This is a genomic window from Streptomyces sp. NPDC059816 (genome assembly GCF_042732055.1).
In the GTDB taxonomy this organism is placed as follows: Bacteria; Actinomycetota; Actinomycetes; order Streptomycetales; family Streptomycetaceae; genus Streptomyces.
Window position 1 is genome coordinate 79,642 of the sequence record NZ_JBHWIQ010000014.1, and the last position, 18,581, is coordinate 98,222.

At 73.9% G+C, this 18,581-nt stretch carries 8 protein-coding genes; 1 reads left to right on the forward strand and 7 read right to left on the reverse strand.

Annotated features, from left to right (window positions below; translation table 11 throughout):
- Window positions 1–90 precede the first annotated feature (90 nt).
- From ACFV88_RS19645 to ACFV88_RS19660, 4 genes are all read right to left on the reverse strand, one after another.
- Entirely contained in the window at window positions 91–7,047 is a 6,957-nt protein-coding gene (locus ACFV88_RS19645) for an SDR family NAD(P)-dependent oxidoreductase (RefSeq protein WP_385492856.1), read from the reverse strand.
- A 354-nt stretch (window positions 7,048–7,401) separates the two neighbouring features.
- Entirely contained in the window at window positions 7,402–7,629 is a 228-nt protein-coding gene (locus ACFV88_RS19650; protein WP_385492857.1) for a hypothetical protein, read from the reverse strand.
- Entirely contained in the window at window positions 7,629–8,045 is a 417-nt protein-coding gene (locus ACFV88_RS19655) for a carboxymuconolactone decarboxylase family protein (RefSeq protein WP_385492859.1), read from the reverse strand. The genes ACFV88_RS19650 and ACFV88_RS19655 overlap by 1 nt, the downstream gene beginning before the upstream one ends.
- Window positions 8,046–8,187: 142 nt before the next feature.
- Window positions 8,188–10,248, reverse strand: a complete 2,061-nt coding sequence (locus ACFV88_RS19660; RefSeq protein ID WP_385492860.1) for a neutral/alkaline ceramidase — start codon at window positions 10,246–10,248, stop codon at window positions 8,188–8,190.
- Window positions 10,249–12,129: 1,881 nt separating this feature from the next.
- On the opposite strand from ACFV88_RS19660, the gene ACFV88_RS19665 reads away from it, so the two are divergent.
- On the forward strand, window positions 12,130–15,081 hold the full coding sequence (locus ACFV88_RS19665) for a LuxR C-terminal-related transcriptional regulator (protein WP_385492862.1): 2,952 nt from the start codon (window positions 12,130–12,132) through the stop codon (window positions 15,079–15,081).
- A gap of 51 nt (window positions 15,082–15,132) precedes the next feature.
- Here the strand turns inward: ACFV88_RS19665 and ACFV88_RS19670 are convergent, their stop codons facing one another.
- Genes ACFV88_RS19670 through ACFV88_RS19680 form a run of 3 tightly spaced genes read right to left on the reverse strand, consistent with a single transcriptional unit; the run spans window position 15,133 to window position 18,249 of the window.
- Window positions 15,133–16,224, reverse strand: coding sequence for a methyltransferase (locus ACFV88_RS19670; protein ID WP_385492864.1), 1,092 nt, complete (start codon window positions 16,222–16,224; stop codon window positions 15,133–15,135).
- On the reverse strand, window positions 16,221–17,480 hold the full coding sequence (locus ACFV88_RS19675) for an FAD-dependent oxidoreductase (protein WP_385492865.1): 1,260 nt from the start codon (window positions 17,478–17,480) through the stop codon (window positions 16,221–16,223). Before ACFV88_RS19675 ends, ACFV88_RS19670 begins: the two co-directional genes overlap by 4 nt.
- A gap of 46 nt (window positions 17,481–17,526) precedes the next feature.
- Window positions 17,527–18,249, reverse strand: coding sequence for a class I SAM-dependent methyltransferase (locus ACFV88_RS19680; protein ID WP_385492866.1), 723 nt, complete (start codon window positions 18,247–18,249; stop codon window positions 17,527–17,529).
- Window positions 18,250–18,581 lie beyond the last annotated feature (332 nt).

The following is an 18,581-nucleotide window of genomic DNA, read 5'->3' on the forward strand; positions in this document are numbered from 1 at the left end:
TCCTCTCCACGGTGTCCCGCGGTGCGGTCGGGTACGCGGCTGGTCGGGGGCAGGGTCGGTGGGAGCCGGTGCCGGGGGGGGCGCAGGGGCTCAGGGGCTCAGGGAGGCGAGCCAGGTCTCGACGGCCCGGGTGGTGTCCGGGGCGTGTTCCTCCAACATGGAGAAGTGGGCGCCGTCGACGGGCCGGCGGGTGTGCGGGACGGGCCAGTGTTGCGGCAGGTCGCTGTCGCGGGGGTGGACGAGCAGGGTGGGCGCGTCCAGCGGTTCGGGCGTCCAGTCGGCGAAGAGCTGCGAGTAGGCGCCGATGGCGGTGAGCATCGCCGGGGTGACGAGTGACCGGGCGCGCCGGACCCGGTCGGTGACCTGGGCGGCCAGCCGGTCGGGGACCGCGCTCGGCAGGGGCGGATCGAGGAGGACGAGCCCGGCCGCCGGGGTCCCGCGCCGTTGGAGGGTGTGGGCGAGTGCGTGGGCGAGGAGCCCCCCGGAGGAGTGGCCCAGCAGGACGCACGGTCCGGCGGGGTCGAGTCGGGGGAGGGCGTCGGCCCAGGCCCGGCTCAGGGTCGCGGTGTCGGCGGGGAGGTGTTCGTCGTCGCGGAGCCCGGGGAGTCTGATGGTCCACACGTCGCGTTGTCCGTCGAGCAGGGCGGCGAGACGGGCGTAGGGCGCGGAGGCGGGGGACGTGGTGAACGGGGGCAGACAGACCAGCCGCAGCGGGGCGGGGCCCCGGCCCAGACGTTCCCAGTCTCCGGTGGGGAGGTCCGCGGGGCGGGTGGTGGTCCGACGGTGGCGGGCGCTCTCCCGCAGATGGCGCCGTCCCGACTCGTAGTCGCCCCGGGCCCAGGTGTCGAGGACGTCCGTGACGAACTTCGCTTCGCCCTCGGGGGTGTGGGGGGTGGCGGGGGTCAGGAGGGTGTCGAGGTGACGGGCGAGGGAGGTGGGGGTGGGGTGGTCGAACACGGCGGTGGCGGAGAGTTTGGTGCCCGTGGCGCGGCTCAGTCGGGTGCGCAGTTCGACGGAGGCGAGCGAGTCGAAGCCCGCCTCGCGGAACCGGCGTTCGGGGCGGACGGCCTCGGGGCCCGGATGTCCGAGGACGGTGGCCGCGTGGGTGCGGACCAGGGCGACGAGGTGGGCGAGGCGTTCCCCGTCGGGCAGGGTCAGCAGGTGGGAGCGTTCGCTGTCGGGGGTGGGGGTGGTTCGGTGCGCGGGGCGGTGGTGGATCACTTCGGCGAGCAGGTCGGCGGGGGCCCGGTCGGGGGCCGCGGGGGCGACGGCGGTGACCGCGAGGTGCGGCTCGTCGAGGTCGAGGGCGGCGTCGAAGCCGGCCAGGGCCTGTCGGGTGCTCAGCGGTGCGAGTCCGTGTCGGGACAGTCGTGCCTGGTCGGTGGCGTGGAGGTGGGCGGTGAGGCCGCTGGTCTCCTGCCACAGGCCCCAGGACAGTGAGGTCGCGGGCAGCCCCTGTTGGCGGCGGTGGTGGGCGAGGGCGTCCAGGTAGGAGTTGGCGGCGGCGTAGTTGGCTTGACCGGGGGTGCCGACGAGGCCGGCCATGCTGGAGTACAGCACGAAGGCCGCGAGGTCCGCGCCGCGGGTGAGGTCGTGCAGGTGCCGTGCCGCGTCGGCCTTGGTCCGCAGGACCGTGTGCAGCCGTTCGGGCGTGAGGTCGCCGACGAGTCCGTCGTCGAGGGTTCCGGCGGCGTGCACGACGGCGGTCAGGTGGTGCTCGGGGGAGATTGCGGCGAGTACGTCGGCGAGGGCGGTGCGGTCCGCGACGTCGCAGGCGGCGAAGGTCACGTGGACGGGTCCCTGCGGGTGGTCGGCGAGTTCCCGGGCCAGGGCGCGGGCGCCGTCGGCCCGTTCGCCCCGCCGGCTGACGAGCAGCAGGTGGCGCACCCCGTGGACCTCGGCGAGGTGCCGGGCCAGCAGGGTGCCGAGGGTGCCGGTGCCGCCGGTGATGAGGACGGTGCCGTCCGGGTCGAGGGTGGTGCGCCGGGTCAGGACGATCTTGCCGGTGCTGCGGCCCTGGCTGAGGAAGCGCAGGGCGCTGCGGGCGTGCCGCAGGGGCCAGGTCCGCAGTGGCAGGGGGGTCAGGGTGCCTGCCCGGAACTGCTCCATGAGGTGGGCGAGCGCCCGTTCCGGGGCGGGGTGGTCACGGACGTCGAAGGCGCGGTAGCGGACGTCGGGGTACTCGGCGTGGACCTTGTCCGGGTCGCGGACGTCGGTCTTGCCCATCTCCAGGTAGCGACCGCCGGGCCGCAGCAGCCGCAGGGACGCGTCGACGAACTCCCCCGCGAGGCTGCCGAGGACGACGTCGAACCGGGCGCCGCCGGTGGCCCGCAGCAGGGTGTCGTCGAAGTCGGGGGTGCGGGAGTCGGCGATGCGGTGCTCGGCGACTCCCGCGGCGGCGACCAGGGCGTGCTTGTCGGTGCTCGCGGTGGCGTGGACCTCCGCGCCGAGCCGGTGGGCGAGTTGGACGGCGGCCGTGCCCACGCCACCGGCCGCGGCGTGCACGAGGATCCGCTCGCCGGGGCGCAGGGCGGCGAGGTCGACCAGTGCGTGGTGGGCGGTCAGGAAGGCGGCGGTCGCGGCGGCGGCCTGTGGCAGGGTCCAGCCCGGGGGGACGGGCACGACCAGCCGGTGGTCGACGTCCACCCGTGGCGCGTACCCGCCGGCCTGCCACAACAGGCAGGCGGCGACCCGGTCGCCGGGGCGGAACGCGGTGACGTCCGCTCCGGTTTCCAGAACCGTTCCGGCGACCTCGAAGCCGATCGCGTCGCCTTCCGCCATGCCGAGCGAGACGACCGCGTCACGGAAGTTGACTCCGCAGCTGTGGACCTGGATCCGCACCCGGTCGGCGGCCACCGGCGCGGTGCCTGCGGTGCCGGTGACGGGCCTGATGTCCTCCAGGGTGCGGCTGGCCGCGGGGGCCAGTTGCCAGGGCGGGTCGTCGTCGGGCAGCGTCAGCCCGTCGCCGACGCCGTCGTGGGCGGGGACGAGGCGCTGGACGAGGAACTGCTCACCGCGGAGGGCCACTTGGGGGTGGTCGCCGGCCAGGACCGCGGCGAGGGAGGCGGCCGCGGGGTGGTCGTGTCCGGTGGCGTCCTCGGTGTCGACGAGGAACACCCGGCCGGGGTGCTCGCTCTGCACCGAACGCATCAGCCCGGCGCAGGAGGCGGCCACCGGATCGTGTACGGAGTCCCCGAAGGAGGTGGCGTGGGCGCGACGGGTCAGTACCAGCAGCCGGGTGGCGGCCAGTTCTTCGCGGGCCAGGAAGACCTGCGTCTCACCGAGCAGGTGGGCGAGGCGCGGGCCGGGGTCGGTGGCCGCTGCGCGGTCGCCGGGGCCGGTGCGACAGTCCAGGACCACGGCGTCGGGGGCGGGTGCACCGTCGGCGAGCGCGTCGGCCAGGGCGGACATGTCGGGGTGGGAGCGGCCCGGCACCGGGCCGACGGTCACCCAGTCGCCGGGCGGGCCGCCGTCGGGGAGGGTGACGGGCCGCCAGACGGGGGCGAAGAGCGTGGTGTCGGCGGCGGCGAGCGCGGCCCGCAGTCGGCGGGCGGTGGTGGGCCGCAGTCGGAGGTCGGTCAGGGTGACCACCGTCCGTCCGGCGGGGTCGACGGCGGTCAGGGACACCCGGTCGCCGTCCGCCGGTGCCAGGGTGGCCCGCAGGGTGGTGGCGCCCTCGGTCAGCACCTCGACCCGGCCGATCGCGTAGGGCAGGAGCGTGCGGTCCGTGGCGCCGTCCAGCAACAGGCCGTGCAGCAGGGCGTCCAGCAGGGCGGGGTGCACCGCGTACCCGTCCGGCCCTGTGGTGCCGCCCTCGGCGAGCCGGGCCTGCGTGTACCAGGTCTCCCCCGCGCGCCAGGCGCCGGTGAGGCCGCGGAACGCGGGGCCGTACGCGTAGCCGCGTCGTTCCAGGGCGCGGTAGCAGTCGTCGACCGCGACGGGCTCGGCACCGGGGGGCGGCCAGGGCGCCGCCGTCGGGGCCGGGGGTCCGTGGGGCGCCGTGCCGGCGGTCGCCTCCGCGTGCCGGGTCCACCCTCCGGTCGCGGTGTGGCCCCGGGAGTGGAGGGTGAGCAGTCGGCCGCCGTCACTGTCGGGCGCGCAGTGCACCTGGACGTCGACGGCGGTGTCCGGCAGCACGAGGGGGGCGTGGAAGACGACGTCCTCCAGGCGGGCGGGCAGCCCGGCGCGGCGGGCTGCGTGGAGCAGCAGTTCGACCATGCCGGTGGCCGGGAGGAGGACGGTGCCGTGCACCGCGTGGTCGGCGAGCCAGGGCTGGTCGGCGGGTGCCAGTCGCCCGGTGCACAGCAGCGAGCCGTCCGGCAGTTCCGCCGTCGCGCCGAGCAGCGGGTGGCCTCCGTCGCGCAGCCCCGCCGCGGCCAGTTCGGGGGTGCGGCGCGCCGCGGCGGCCCAGTAGCGCTGCCGCTGGAACGGGTAGGTGGGCAGGTCGGTGACCCCGGTGCGCGGGTACAGCGTGGTCCAGTCGAGGTCGGCGCCCCCGGTGTGCGCCGCGGCCAGGGCGGCGGCGAAGTCGGCCGTGCCCGCCCGGTCGCGCCGGAGGCTGGCGCTGACGGCGGCGTCACGGCCGGCGTCGGCGGCGATGTCGCGCAGCGGTCCGGTCAGCATCGGGTGCGGGGAGATCTCGACGAACTGGGTGAATCCCGCGGCGAGGGCGTGCCGCACGGCTTCGTCGAACAGGACGGGGCGCCGCAGGTTGCGGTACCAGTAGCCGGCGTCGAGTTCGCCTTCCGCCACGGGTGTGCCCGTGGTCGAGGAGAACATCGGGACGACCGTCCGACCCGAGGTGGTGCCCTTCAGCGCGGAGTGCACGGCGCCGCGCACGGCCTCCACGTGCCGGCAGTGGGACGCGTAGTCGACGGGCAGCCTGCGCGCCCACAGGCCCTCGGACGCGCAGGCGTCGAGCAGTTCGGTGACCGCGTCCGCGTCGCCCGCGACCACGGTGGCGGCCGGGCCGTTGACCACCGCGACCTCGATGCGCCCCGCCCAGGGGGCGAGCAGTTCCGTGGCCCGGGAGGCGGGCACGGCCAGCGACACCATGGCGCCCCGGGCGGTGATGCCCCGCAGCAGCCTGCTGCGCAGGGCCACCACGCGGGCGGCTTCCTCCAGGCTGACCGCCCCGGAGACGTACGCGGCGGCGATCTCGCCCTGGCTGTGGCCGATGACGGCGGCGGGGCGCACCCCGTGGGCGCGCCACAGCACGGCGAGGGACACGTACATGGCGAACAGGGCGGGTTGCACCACGTCGGCGCGTTCCAGCGGCGGGGCGTGCGGTGCGCCGCGGACGACGGCGGTGACGTCGTCGTCGGTCCACGGGCGCAGGGCACGGGCGCACGCTTCGAACGCCTCGGCGAACCGCGGGGACTCGGCGAGCAGTCGGGCGCCCATCCCCTGCCACTGGGCGCCCTGCCCGGGGAAGACGAAGACCGGGCCGGGGCCGTCGAGGGCCCGGGAGCGGACGGCGGCCTCGTGCTGGCCGTCGGTCGCCAACGCGTCGAGGGCGGTGAGGAGTCCGTCCCGGTCGGTGCCGGTGACGGCGGCCCGTTCGGTGAGGGCGCTGCGGGTGCTGGCGAGGGAGTGGCCGACGGCGGCGAGGTCCGTGGCGGGGTCCTGGCGCAGCCGGCGGGCCAGTGCCGCCGCTTGCGGAGCGAGCGCCTCGGGGGTCGCCGCGTACAGCGGCCACACCATCGGTGCCTCCCCGCGGCGGGGTCGGACGATCCGGGGGGTGTCGGGTGCCTCTTCGACCAGTACGTGGGCGTTGGTGCCGCTGATGCCGTAGGCCAGCACCCCGGCCCGGCGGGGTTCGTCGCCGCGCGGCCAGGGGCGGTTGCCGTGCAGCAGCCGCATCGTGCCGGTCGACCAGTCCACCGCCGGGGTCGGGTGGGCGGCGTGCAGGGTGGCGGGCATCTCCTCGTGCCGCAGGGCGAGCACCGTCTTGACGAGTCCGGCGAGTCCGGCTGCGGCCTGGGTGTGGCCGATGTTGGACTTGACCGAGCCGATCCACACGGGGTCGTCGGGTGTCCGGCCGGTGGCGTAGGCGTCGTGGAGGGTGGCCGCTTCGACGGGGTCGCCGACCGGGGTGCCGGTGCCGTGCGCTTCGACGAGGTCGACCTGGTGCGGGTGGAGTCCTGCGTCCCGGAGGGCGTCGGCGATCACGGCCCGCTGCGCGGTGCCGTTGGGCACGGTCAGCCCGCTGCCGGTGCCGTCCTCGTTGAGTGCGCTGCCCCGGATGACGGCGAGGACGCGCTGCCCGGCGGCGCGGGCCCGGGACAGCGGGGTCAGCAGCAGGGCGGCGACCCCTTCGGCGGGGGCGAAGCCGTCCGCTTCGGCGGCGAAGGACTTGCACCGGCCGTCGGCGGTGACGGCACCGAGCCGGGAGAAGTAGACCAGGACGTCGGGTTCGGCCATGACGCACACCCCGGCGGCGATCGCACTGTCGCACTCCCCCGCGCGCAGGGCGCGTACGGCGAGGTGGACGGCGGCGAGCGAGGAGGAGCAGGCGGTGTCCACGGACAGGGCGGGTCCGTGCAGTCCGAGCGCGTAGGAGATCCGGCCGGCCGCGGCGCTCACCGAGAGGCCGGTGGGCAGGTACGCCTCCAGGTCGGCTTCCGGCTGTCCCAGGCGGCACAGGTAGCGGCTTTCGCTGATGCCCACGTACACGCCGGTGCGCGAACCGCGGAGCGAGGTGGGGGCGGTGCGGGCATTCTCCACGGCGCCCCAGGCGCTTTCCAGGAGCAGCCGTTGTTGGGGGTCCATGGCGGTGGCCTCGCGGGGGCCCACGCCGAAGAAGGCCGCGTCGAAGTCCCCGACCCGGGGCAGGAACCCGCCCTGGCGCACGTAGGTGACTCCGGCCGCGGCGGGGTCCGGGTGGGTGAGCCGCCCCAGGTCCCAGCCCCGGTCCCGGGGCAGTCCGGTGCGGAAGTGCCGGCCCGCGGAAAGGAATCTCCAGAATTCCTCGGGGGACTCGCAGTCGCCCGGGAACCGGCAGTTCATTCCGACGACGGCGATGGATTCCTGGGCGGACGGCCCCACGCCAAACCTCCTGAGGGTAGCGCCGCGGAACAACGACGAGCCGATCATCGGACTGACGAAGGGGCTGCTGGTCGCCAGCGGTACGGCTCCGTGTGCACGTACGCGCTGCGGCGTTGTGCAGTGTTGAGGTCACGGAGGGACTCAGTCAAAACCGGTTCACCCGGAAGGTTGGCGGGCCGCCCTTCGGGTCCGGCCGGGGGCCGCGCCCGTACGGGCCTCGGACGTGAGGGCGATTCGCGGGGCGGTCCGCGGGCGGGGTTGGGGCGTCCCGTTGACGCGCGGGCGCGGCGTTGCGGCGGCGGGTCCCGGCGCGGCGTCCAGTCCGGCGCGGTGGCGGGTCCGGCGCGGTGGCGGTCAGTCCGTCGCTCGGGGCGGCGGCCCGTCCGGGGGCGGGGCGGGGGCGAGGCCGTGCACCTGGGCGTCGTAGTCCGTGAGCAGTGCGCGCAGCTCTTCCAGGGCCTCGGCGGGTACGTCCGGCGGTTCACTCTCGGTGACGTAACGGGCCGCGGTGGTCAGCGCGGCCAGTTCGTGGACGTGGAGGGTGGCCCGCAGGACGGTGGGACGGAGGCGTTCCAGTCGCATCAGGCGGCCCCGGACCGTAGGTGGTCGCCGATCTGGGCGAGTTCGGCGGCGAACCGGTCGTAGTCCTCCTGCATGCCGTTGATGTAGGCGCTCCATCCCAGACTGGCCTTGGCGTAGTGGACGGCTTCCTGGATCTCCTCGTCGGTGGCCCCGAACAGCTTCGCCGCTTCGGTGTGGAACAGGGAGCAGTAGTGGCACTTCGTCTCGGCGTGCAGCCCGACGCCGATCAGTTCCTTGTACTTGTTCGGGATCAGGGTCTCGCCCAGCTCGATGCGCTTGAAGATCTCCCATTCGGGCGCGAGGAGTTCGGTGGGGATCCGGGTGAAGAAGTGCGGGACGAGCCCCAGGGTCTCCTTGATGTCCGCTTCGATCGCGGATCGGTCGTCCGTGGCGACCGTGGCGTTCGTGGCGTTCATGGCGGGCTCCTCTCTCCTGCGGGACCCGCGCACGCCGGACCGCGACGGGTCCTCCTCCCAGGGTAGTCCCGGCCCCCCCGGTCCGCCGGGGGGCGGCGACACGGGCCCGGGGCTCGGTGGGCACCCGTCGGGTCAGCTCGGGTCAGCGGACCTCGAAGGCGGGCGAGACGCCGGTGAACGGGGTGATCCGGCCGAGGAGGTTCTTGCTGTCGCCGTGGTGGACGAAGCGGTACGTACCCGTGGGGGTGTCCTGGGTGATGGTCCAGGTGAGCGTGGCCCTGGAGGTGCCGGTGAGCCCGTTCAGCCGGGTCCAGCGGTAGCGGGTGGCCCAGTCGCCGTCGTCGAGGACCCGGGTCCAGCGGCCGTCGAGGAGTCGCTGGACCTCCAGGAAGGTGCCCCCGCGGCGCAGGTCGTTCTTCGGGTGGCCGGTGGCGAACCCGACCGTGGCCGTGTCGCCGCGCCGGTAGTGGGCGGCGGGCGGGGTCAGGACGGACCCGAAGGACGAGCCGGGCGGCGGGTTGTCGTAGACCACCCCGGTCTGGAGGTTGATCTGCCGCCGTGACTCGTCGGGCACCGTCGCGCCGGGGTGGAGGGGCGTGCCGGCCCGCAGCGACGCGGCGACCTTCGCGAACTCCTGCTGGTAGGCGGGCAGGGTGTAGCGGCCGTACAGCGTGGAGCCGCCCTCGTACTGCTGGGCGTCGTACTCCTCGGGGGTCGTCGCGTACTGGGCGTAGGCGTTGGCGTACCCCTGGAGCAGCACGTGTTCGAGGGGTACGCCCAGTTCGCGGGCGACGGTGCGGCGCACCCTCAGCCCGGCGGTGATGGTGAACTCGCCGGGGGCGGCGACGAGGTGGAGGGGCCCGATCCGCATGATCTGGAGCGGGAGGACCCGCGGGGTGACCGGGTGGACGTGGTTCATCAGGCCGGTGGGGACGAGGCTCGCCTTGGGGTACTGGCAGGTCCTGAGCCAGCTCGGGGTGTCCATGCGCAGGGCGTCGACGATCGAGGCGACGGGGCTGCGGGTGCCTTCGGTGAAACCGGGCAGGGCGGGGCCGTCCTCCACGCTGCCCGCGAGGGTCGAGGCGCCCACCACGGCCGGACAGGTGCGTTGCACGGTGCCGTCGGGCGTGTACGCCCCGGCGACGGTGACGTCCTCCATGTCGACGTGGGTGATGCGGGCGTCGACGGTGCCGGTGACGGGGGTCGCCCTCGCGTGGACCTCGCGGGCCTTGAGGAGTTGCCGCTCGCCGATGATCCGGGCGTTCTCGAACTCGTCTTCGGTGGGTCCGGAGCCGGGCTTGAGGTGGAGGTTGGGCGACAGGTCCCCGGCGTTGGTGTTGGGGAACGCGGCGACGAAGCCCGGGGTGTCGTCGAGGTAGCGCACGCCTTGGTGGTCGTGCTCCCAGGCGTACGAGGCGTAGCCCTTGTTGTCGGGGCTGATCAGCGTGTTCTTGTTGGTGATCGAGGTGTTGTGGGTCGCGAACCAGCTGATGGCGCCCACGTCCTCGCCGTCGCGACGCAACCGCAGCACGGTCATGGCGGGGTCGATGGCACCGGGGAAGGCCGCACGGTCCGAGGCAGGGTTGCGGTCGAAGGCGCTGCGGGAACGGTTGACGCTCGCATCGGTGAGGGTGCCGGTGCCCAGGCTCATCGTTCCGGGGGCGAGGTCCTGGTGGGCCTTGACCACGGACTCGACGATGCCGTCGACGACCGCGCGGTAGGTGCCCTGCTGGAACCCCAGGACGGACAGGTTGTACGCGAGGTGGTGCGAGTGGCCGCCCGGCCCGGAGTGGGTGTGCGTGGCGGACAACAGGACGTTCCGTTCTCCGTACAGGTCCCCGTACCGCTCGGCGAGGCGGGCGAGCACGCCTTGGCGGACGGCCTGGAAGATCATGCCGAGGTCCGCGTTGACGTAGACGACCCGACCCCCGCTGGACCGGTCCTGCACCACGAACGCGCGGGAGCGCAGCCGCCCGTGGATGCCCGAGGTCTTCTGGTCGAAGCTGGAGTAGCCCATCATCCCGGTTTCGGCGGCTTCGCCGGTCACGTCCGCGATGCCCCGGCCGATGAGGTAGGGGTCCGCCGGGCCGTTCCCCGCCGCGGTGGCGGCGGGCGGCGGGGCACCCAGGAGGACCGCGGCGCAGGCGGTGGTGGTGGCGAGGGCGAACAGCCGATGGCGTGCGCGACGGGGCAGGGGCGACATCCATCCTCCTGAACTCGCGGGTAACTTCAGTGCCGCGCCGCAATATACGAGCCGCGTCCCATCGTGTCACCGGTTGCGGCAGGATCTCCCGTCGGGGCCGGCGGCAGGGACTCCGGGGCGGGCGGCGCGGAGTCGGGGCGGGCGGCGCCGGGTGGAGCACGGACGGGCGATGGGGAGCGGAACCGGCGCACTGTCCTGGCTGGGGCGCATTTCCGGGACCCGCGTGAATTCATGACACGGCTTCAGGAAATACGGCGAGCGCTCTCCACCAGCGACGCGGGCGCCCGATCCGGTCTTCCGGTATCCGACGACACACGACTCTTTTTCGGCAGTGGGTGAATTTCCGGTCACCACAAGTCCGCATCGGATTCCCCGCCGACCGACGGCGCCGTTCACACGCCCATGGACACACGGTTTCCCGTTGAACGGCTGGGGCACCTCTGTTTGCCGTCCGGATGCTCGATGACGTTCTTCGGAATGCCCCGCGCCGGGCCCGCCGAAGAGATCGGACACCGACCATCGGAAGGTGAGGGCGAGAAGAGTGCGCGACCCCGCCCGGGGCGCCGGGGCTTTTCGCTCGGGCAGACTCAGCAGGGGCGCGCCAGGGGGCGCGGGATTACCCGGACGGATTGTTGGTGCACCAAGAGGGCAATGAGCTGCCGGCCCCACACCGGCGTGCGCCCCGTCGATCGAACAGCGAGGACAGCGGTGAGCGCGAGCAGCCGTCGCCGAGGAGAGCGGGGCGCCAGGGGTCCAACGGGACGCATGCGGAACACGCTCCGGGGCACGGGGTCGATCCGGACGGCGTGTCGACGTCGAACCCCCTTCGACCGGAGGCGAGCCAGCGGGGCGCTCGGGCCGTACAGCGGTGCTCAGTGCGTCCCGGACAACGGCCTGCGCGCCGCCCTCTCCGTGGATACGACCAGCGCACGCCCCTGAGGGACGACCGCCAGCCACGGGATGGCGCAGGCAGTGCAGAGGTTCGGCACGATGAACGGGCCGGCCCGACTCCCTTGTAGCCGGGCCCGGATGGCCCGACGGCAGAGGCGCGAAGGGGCCCTGCCGCGGAGGCCGGGAGGCGGCCCTCGCGCTCCCGCCGAGCGAGGAGGGGAACAGCCGGAAGGGCCGGATCGGCCAGCGCGACCCCCTACCGAAGGCCAGAAGATGGCTCCACGTCACCACAACAGACGCAGGGGAAACGGTGGCCACTTCAGACACGGCAGGTATCAAAACATCCAAAGGGTAAGTAAGTTACCAAGTGCGGCATATCTCCCAGGCGCGCCGGAGGGCTCTCCAAGGGCATCCGAAATACCACACCGTGGAATCCGCCATTCAGTTCGGAAGATCACGCCCGCAATGCGCGGAGCGTCGACCCGAGCCGAAGGCAGTCACCCTTCCCGACGACCTTGACCCGTGCGTATGCTGAGGTTGCTTCATCAGACAGCGAAGAATGCCCCGGCTTCCCTCGACTCTTTTCCGGGATCGAATCCGGTCCGAGGCATTCACCCCACCGGTACTTCATTTCATGACGGCCGCCGGTTATCGCACCGCGCGGCACGGAGGCCCAGCGGAAATGGCCGACACCATCCGTCGAAGGAAAGCGTCCTCACCACGCGCCGCCGGAATCGACGTCACCGGCGGCAGCCACCGCGCGCCGCACCTCGACGGTCGCGCAACCCCCTCGGCGGTCCGGACCCGTGTGCCACGGCTTCGGGGAACGCTCCGGGAGTTCCGACGGACGACGGACCCGACGCCCCCCGGGCGACGCCCGACCCGGCCGCCGGGCGCGGGGAACCCCGGGCCGGCCTGTCCCTGCCGCGGCGGTGCCCGGCGGCGGGCCGGTGGCACGCGGGACCCTCACCCCCTTGTGCAGGAGAGACCATGATTGCGAAGACCCTCGAAAAACCGGACGACCCGGCCCCGCAGTTCTCCCGGATAGTCGTCCGTCCGCTCCGCGGGCGCGACGGCCACCTGGAGCAAATACGTGCCGGTCTCCTCACGACCTCCGAGGGCCGCCAGGGCGGCATCACCCTGCTGGAGTCGCCCGCCGGGAGCGGCAAGACCCGGCTGCTCCAGGAGTCCGGCACCCTCGCCGAGGCGCTGGGCTACACCGTGCTCGACTGCTCCACCACCGGTGCCTGGCGGGGCGACGAGACCTCCTCGGCCACCGGACGCTCCTCGGCGACCAGGATCCCCCGGCCGGTCCGACCCACCGGACCGGTGCAGATCCAGGCGCAGATCGACGCGGGGCTGCGGCGCGGCCCGGTGCTGGTCGTCGTCGACGACGCCCAGTGGGCGGACCCGGTGCAACTGCGCACCCTGTGCGGGCTGGCCCTCAAGCTCCTGACCGTGCCCGTGCGGTGGCTGCTCACGATGCGCACCGAGGACGCACGCTCCGCGAACGGACTGCTCCTGCGCAATCTGACCACGCACCGCGCCCAGTGGCTCCCCCCGCTGGAACCGCTCGACGACCAGGCGGTCGCCGACCTGATGGGCGATCTGCTGGGCGCCCGCCCCAGCGACGACGTGCGGGCCCTCGGCGAGAGCCTCGGGGGCAGCCCGCAGGCGATCGTGGAACTGGTGCGGGGGCTGGTGGAGGAACAGTGCCTGCGGATCGTCGGGGACACCGTCTCGCTGGCGGCCGAACCCCTCGTGTCCGGCTTCACCTCGGCCGTCGCCGCCGATCCGGGTGCCCATCTGCCCGCGGCCTTCCTGCGGTTGATGCGCGACCGGTTGGACCGTCTCGCGCCGGGCACCCAACGGCTCCTCCAGGTGGCGGCGGTGCTCGGTCCCTCGTTCATCCCGCGCGATCTGGCGGAGATGGCCGACGAACGCCCCGTCCAACTCCTCGGCCCCCTCCAGGAGTCGCTGGCGGCGGGGCTGCTCACCAGTGGCGCCGAGGAGTTCTCCTTCCATCGCGAGCCGATCTGGTACGCCGTGCTGGGCACCGTGCCCCAGCTGATGCGTTCCCTGCTCCACCGGCAGGCCGCCAACATGATCCTCGGTCAACTCGGGGACGGCACGGCGGCGGCGGTGCACCTGGTGCACTGCGCGCACGCGGACGACACCCAGGCCATCACCACCATCCGGACCGCCGCGGACCGGCTCCTCCCGGTCTCGCCGCAGGCCGCCGCCGCGCTGGCGCTGCGCGGGCTCGACATCACCCGGCCCGCGCAACCGGCCTACCTCGACCTGGCCACCACCGCGACCGCCGCCCTGGTGCGCTCCGGCAATCTGCACCGTGCGGTGGAGATCGCCGAGCGGGTCCTGACCGTGCACCGGCACGCACGTCCCGACCACGCGGATGACCCGGACGGGGCCCGCCCCCCGGACGACCCCGTCGGCCGTTCCCCCTCGACCTGGCCGTTGCGCGCCTGGTTGGCGACGGCGCTGCTGCTGCGCGGGGACGCCGACGCCGTGCCGCAGGTGCTCCAGCACGCCGCGGGACACGTCTGCGCGACCGGCACCCGGCCTCAACAGGAAGGCCCGTCCCCGCTGCTGCTGAGGCTCACCATGCTCTCCCAACTCGACGAGCGGGCCGCGTTGACGGCGGCCGACGAGGTGCTGGGGGACGAGACGGCCCACCACGACGACGAACGGTCGGCGGCCCGCACCATCCGGGCCACGGCCCGGTGGACGGAGGGCCGGCTGGACGAAGCGCTCGCCCTGCTCGGCCCGGACGCGCCGCCCGGCGGGCGCACCGCCGGCATCTGGCAGGGCAACGCGCTGTGGAACAAGGCATGGGTCCTCATCAAGCTGCGCCGGCTCGACCAGGCCGCGGCGACGGTCGAGGCGATCCAGCGCACCATCGACACCGAGTCGAACGGCGTGCTGGAACCGTTGCCGTACGCACTGCGCGCGTGGACGCGCTTCGCGTGCGGTGACCTCTGCGAGGCGGAGACCCTGGCGACCGCGGGGCTCACCGCCTCCGCCGAGGCCCGGATGCCGTTGTGCGAACCGCATCTGCGGGCCGTGCTCGTGGCGGTGGCGCTGCGCCGTGGTGACCTGGCGGAGGCGCTGGAACGCCAGGCCCAGTGGGAGACGACGGGCACGCCGGACGGGCCGCCGCGCCCGTGGTGGGCCATGCGGTGCCTCATCACAGCCCAGGTAACGGCCGCGCGGAGGGGGGCCGAACAGGCGCTGGAGGTGTTGCGGGCCGCCCGGCAGGACGCGGGGCTGCGGCGGCAGTTGGTGCTGGAGGACCCGTCGGCCACGGCATGGTGCGTGCGCACGGCGCTGGCCGCCGGCGACCGGGAGTTCGCCGCCCGGATGGCGGACAGCGCCGAGCAGATCGCCGCCACGGCACCGGACCACCCGACGGTGACCGCCGCGGCGGCGCACGGGCGGGCCCTGATCGACGGGGACGGTGCGCTGCTGGCCCGGGCGGCCGACGACTACACCGACCCGTGGGCCGTCGCGTCGGTGACCGAGGACCTGGGGGTGCTGTTGGGCGTGGGTGACCGGGAGGGCGCGATCGGTGCGTTCAACACGGCGATGGCCGGGTACGACGCGTTGGGCGCCAAACGCGATTCGGCGCGGGTCCGCCGGAGGTTGCGCAGGCTGGGGGTACGGCGCCGGCACTGGAACCTGGTGGCCCGTCCGCAGACCGGTTGGGACAGCCTGACGGGCGCGGAGGAGAAGGTGGCGCACCTGGTGGCCCGGGGTTTGACGAACCGTCAGGTGGCTGGAGAGCTGTTCATCTCACCGCACACGGTCAGCTTCCACCTGCGGCAGATCTACCGGAAGTTGGCGATCCAGTCCCGGGTGGACCTCACCCGGATCGTCTGTGCACCCGGCGCCCACGGGTCGGGTCCCCCCTTCGGCGGCCCCTGACGGCGGGCTGAGCGGACGGCGCCCGGGCCCGAACGGTGGGGCCCGGGCGGCTCATCCGGCCACCGCTTCGATGATGCTCTGCGGGGAGCGGGTGGGGGTGACCCTCGTACGGCGCAGTCCCGCCGCCTCGAACAGCGTGTCGTAGTGCGTCAGTTCGCGCTCGCGACCCGGGAGGACCGCCAGCATGTCGAGGTCGAGCAGCGGGGCGAACCCCGGCTCTCCGGGCGGGCCCAGCGGCATCTCGACCACGACGACCCGACCGCCCGGGTTCAGTGCGGTGCGGCAGTTGCGCAGCACGGCCACGCACGCGTCGTCGTCCCAGTTGTGCAGCACCGCCTTGAGCAGGAAGAGGTCGCCCGGGGGCAACGGGTCGAAGAAGGAGCCGCCGAGCACGGTGACCCGGTCGCTCAGCCCCGCCTGCTGCGCCGTCGCGAGCGCGGTCGCCGCCACGGCGGGCAGGTCGACCACGATGCCGCGCAGTCGGGTGTCGGCGCGCAGCAGGGCGTGCACCAGGGCGCCGTTCGCTCCCCCGACGTCCACCGCGACCCGGGCTCCGGTGGTGTCGAGCAGGGCGGCGACCTCCTCGGCCAGGTGGGCCGTCAGCTCCGTCATCGAGGAGGCGAACCGTTCTCCTTCCCGGGGGTGGGCGAGGAAGTGCGCCCAGATGTCCCGTCCCAGTGCCGCCGAGGTCTGTGGGGTTCCGGACCGCACGGCCTGCGGGAAGTGTCCCCAGGGCAGCCAGTGGCCGGGCGAACCGTGGACCAGGGCGATCGTGCGCAGGGAGTGCGGCGATCCGGTGCGCAGCGTGTCGAGCAGGGGCGTGCGGTGGAACCGGCGGTCCGCGTCGACCTCGACGAGCCCGAGGGACGCGCAGGCCCGCAGCAGTCGAGCGACGCCGTCCGGGTCGGCGTCGATCCGCTCGGCGAGGGCGAGGGCGGTCAACGGTCCGTCGGCGAGGTGGTCGGGGATCGACAGTTCCGCGACGGTCCGGACGATCTGCGTCCGCCAGTATCCGGTGATCATGGACATCATCCGGTCGGCGGCCCCGCTCCCCACCGGTCCACTGCTCGCGTCGGACGCGCCGGGGACGGGCTCCCCGGGCTCCCCGGACTCCTCGCCCCCGGTCGTGGCGTGTGCTGTCATGACGCGTCCTTCTCCTGATCGGGGGCGGGTGGCGTGCGGACGTGTTCGGGGCGGAACCCGAGCCCGATGACCCGGCTCATCAGCAGTTGCGCGGGCCCGAACCGCTCGAACAGCCGGGGGGCGGGCGGCTGTCGTGCCTCCTTCACCGTGGTGTCGATGCCGAAGCGCTGGGTGCCCCGTTGCAGCCCCTGCGACAGTACGGTGGCGAGCAGCCTGCGGCGGCGGACCGCGGCGAGCCGCGTGTCGTCGAAGGGGACGCCCGTGCGCTGGGTGCGGAGCAACGGTGCGGTGAGGGCGTTGGCGGCGGCGACGGCGTCCTGCACGGCGAGGTTCACGCCGAAGCCGGCCACCGGTGACATGGCGTGCGCGGCGTCCCCGATGAACAGCAGGCCCGGTCGGTGCCACCGGTCCAAGCGGTCGATCCGGGCCTCCAGGATGCTCAGTTCGTCCAGGGAGCGCAGTTCGTGCACCCGGTCGGCGAGGAACGGCACCAGGGCGGCGAGGTCGGCGCGGAAGGCGTCCAGCCCCTCGCGGCGCACCCGGGCGAAGCCGCCGCGGACGGTCTCGTACGACATCTGCCAGTAGCTGCCGCGGTCGGTGGCGCCGAAGACCTTGCCGTTGCCGACGCGTACGCAGATGCCCTCGTCGGGGTCGGTGGACCGCCGGGAGATCCGGAAGAAGGCGACGTCGAGGGAGCGGCCGATCAGCCGCGGCCGGGCGCCGACGTCCGCGCGCAGCGCCGAATGCCGGCCGTCGGCCGCGACGACCAGGGCGCAGTGGACCTCCGTCTCGCCGTCGGGTCCCCGGGCACGGACGCCGCTGACCCGGCCGTCGGCGGAGCGCAGCACTCCGACGGCCTCGGTGCCCATCGACAGCCGGTACGTGGGATGGCGGGCGGCCTCGCCGGTGATCAGGTCGAGGAAGTCCCACTGCGGGACGAAGGCCATGTACGGGTAGGCGATGCGCAGCCGGGAGAAGTCGGCGATGTCGATGCGGCGGCCCTCCTGGACCACGCCGATGGTCGTGACCTTCTGGTGGGGCAGCTCGTGGAACCGGTCGACGAGGCCGAGTTCGTCGAGGACCTGGAGGGTGGCGGGGTGCACCGTGTCGCCGCGGAAGTCGCGGTGGAAGTCGTCGTGCTTCTCCAGGGCCACCACCGCCACCCCCGAGCGGGCCAGCAGCAGCCCGAGCATCGCGCCCGCCGGGCCGCCGCCGACGACGCAGACGGTGGTGCGCCGGATCGTCGGTCCGCTCACCACCGCGGCTCCCGGGGGACGCGCGGGGCGCCGGGCTTCACGGGCGTCACGGGGCGTCCCACACCGCGGCGCTCATGGTGGGGATCAGGTCCTTGGTGAGGGTGACGCCGGGCAGGTGGGCGCGGTAGGCGTGCGCGAACTCGGCGTAGGTGAGGGGCATGTGGGCGGCGCTCATCTCCAGCCAACGGGGGTGCAGCATCATCCGCAGCGAGTCGGCGGCGGCGTCCACGTCGCCCGACACCTCGTACAGGGTGCGGGCGGTGTCGAAGGCGTACGCGCTCTGTTGGGCGGGGCGCGCGACCTCCTCGTCGTCCGGTTGGGTGATGTCGATGACCACCAGGCGTCCGCCGGGGGCGACGAGGTCCCGCAGTCGGGGCAGCACTTCGGTGGCCGGGCCGAGGTGGAACACGGCGTTGACGGAGAGCACCAGGTCGAAGCGGCCGTCGACGGCGGGTGTCAGGTCCAGGGCGCTGCGGTGCTGGTAGCGGACCGGGACGCGGGAGGGTTTGGTGGCGGCGATGTCGAGCATGCGGCGGGAGATGTCGACGCCGACCACGTGGTCGTAGCGTTCGGCGAGCAGAACGCAGTTGTTGCCGCTGCCGCAGCCGATGTCGACGGCCCGGGTGCCCGGCGGGAGGCGGCTCACCAGCCAGGAGCGGACCGGGCTGGTGGCCGCGTCGCGGACCCGGGTGAAGCGTTCGTACAGGTCCGCGAGGTCGTCGAAGAACGGCTCGGGGCGGTTGTGCACGCGGGACTCCTCGTCACTCATCGGCACGTCCTCATCGGGGTGATCGACCCCGGTCTCGGTGGATTCGGGGCGGCTCGGGGGGATTTCCCGGACGGATTCGGGGCACGTGGGCCGTCGTGGGAGGGCCAGAACCTATCCGGCCGGGCACCGGGGCCGGAAGCGGGCGGGGGCGGGGGCGCGCCGGATACCGCGCACTCGCGTAGGGTGACGCGCCCCCGCGCCCCGCGTGGTCCCCTCCGCCGGGACGCCCCCGGTGGTCGGCCGGCGACGAGAACCGTCCGCCGTGTCGTACGGCGCGCGATGCGGACGGATGCGCCCGGCGGTCAGACTCGGGCGAGTGGGTCCGAAGCCGG

Excerpts from the sequence above, each read along its gene's own strand:
- ACFV88_RS19655 (WP_385492859.1), bottom strand. The coding sequence starts at position 8,045 with ATGAACGCCACGAACGCCACGGTCGCCACGGACGACCGATCCGCGATC.
- ACFV88_RS19650 (WP_385492857.1), bottom strand. The coding sequence starts at position 7,629 with ATGCGACTGGAACGCCTCCGTCCCACCGTCCTGCGGGCCACCCTCCAC.
- ACFV88_RS19660 (WP_385492860.1), bottom strand. The coding sequence starts at position 10,248 with ATGTCGCCCCTGCCCCGTCGCGCACGCCATCGGCTGTTCGCCCTCGCC.
- ACFV88_RS19665 (WP_385492862.1), top strand. The coding sequence starts at position 12,130 with ATGATTGCGAAGACCCTCGAAAAACCGGACGACCCGGCCCCGCAGTTC.
- ACFV88_RS19680 (WP_385492866.1), bottom strand. The coding sequence starts at position 18,249 with ATGAGTGACGAGGAGTCCCGCGTGCACAACCGCCCCGAGCCGTTCTTC.
- ACFV88_RS19670 (WP_385492864.1), bottom strand. The coding sequence starts at position 16,224 with ATGACAGCACACGCCACGACCGGGGGCGAGGAGTCCGGGGAGCCCGGG.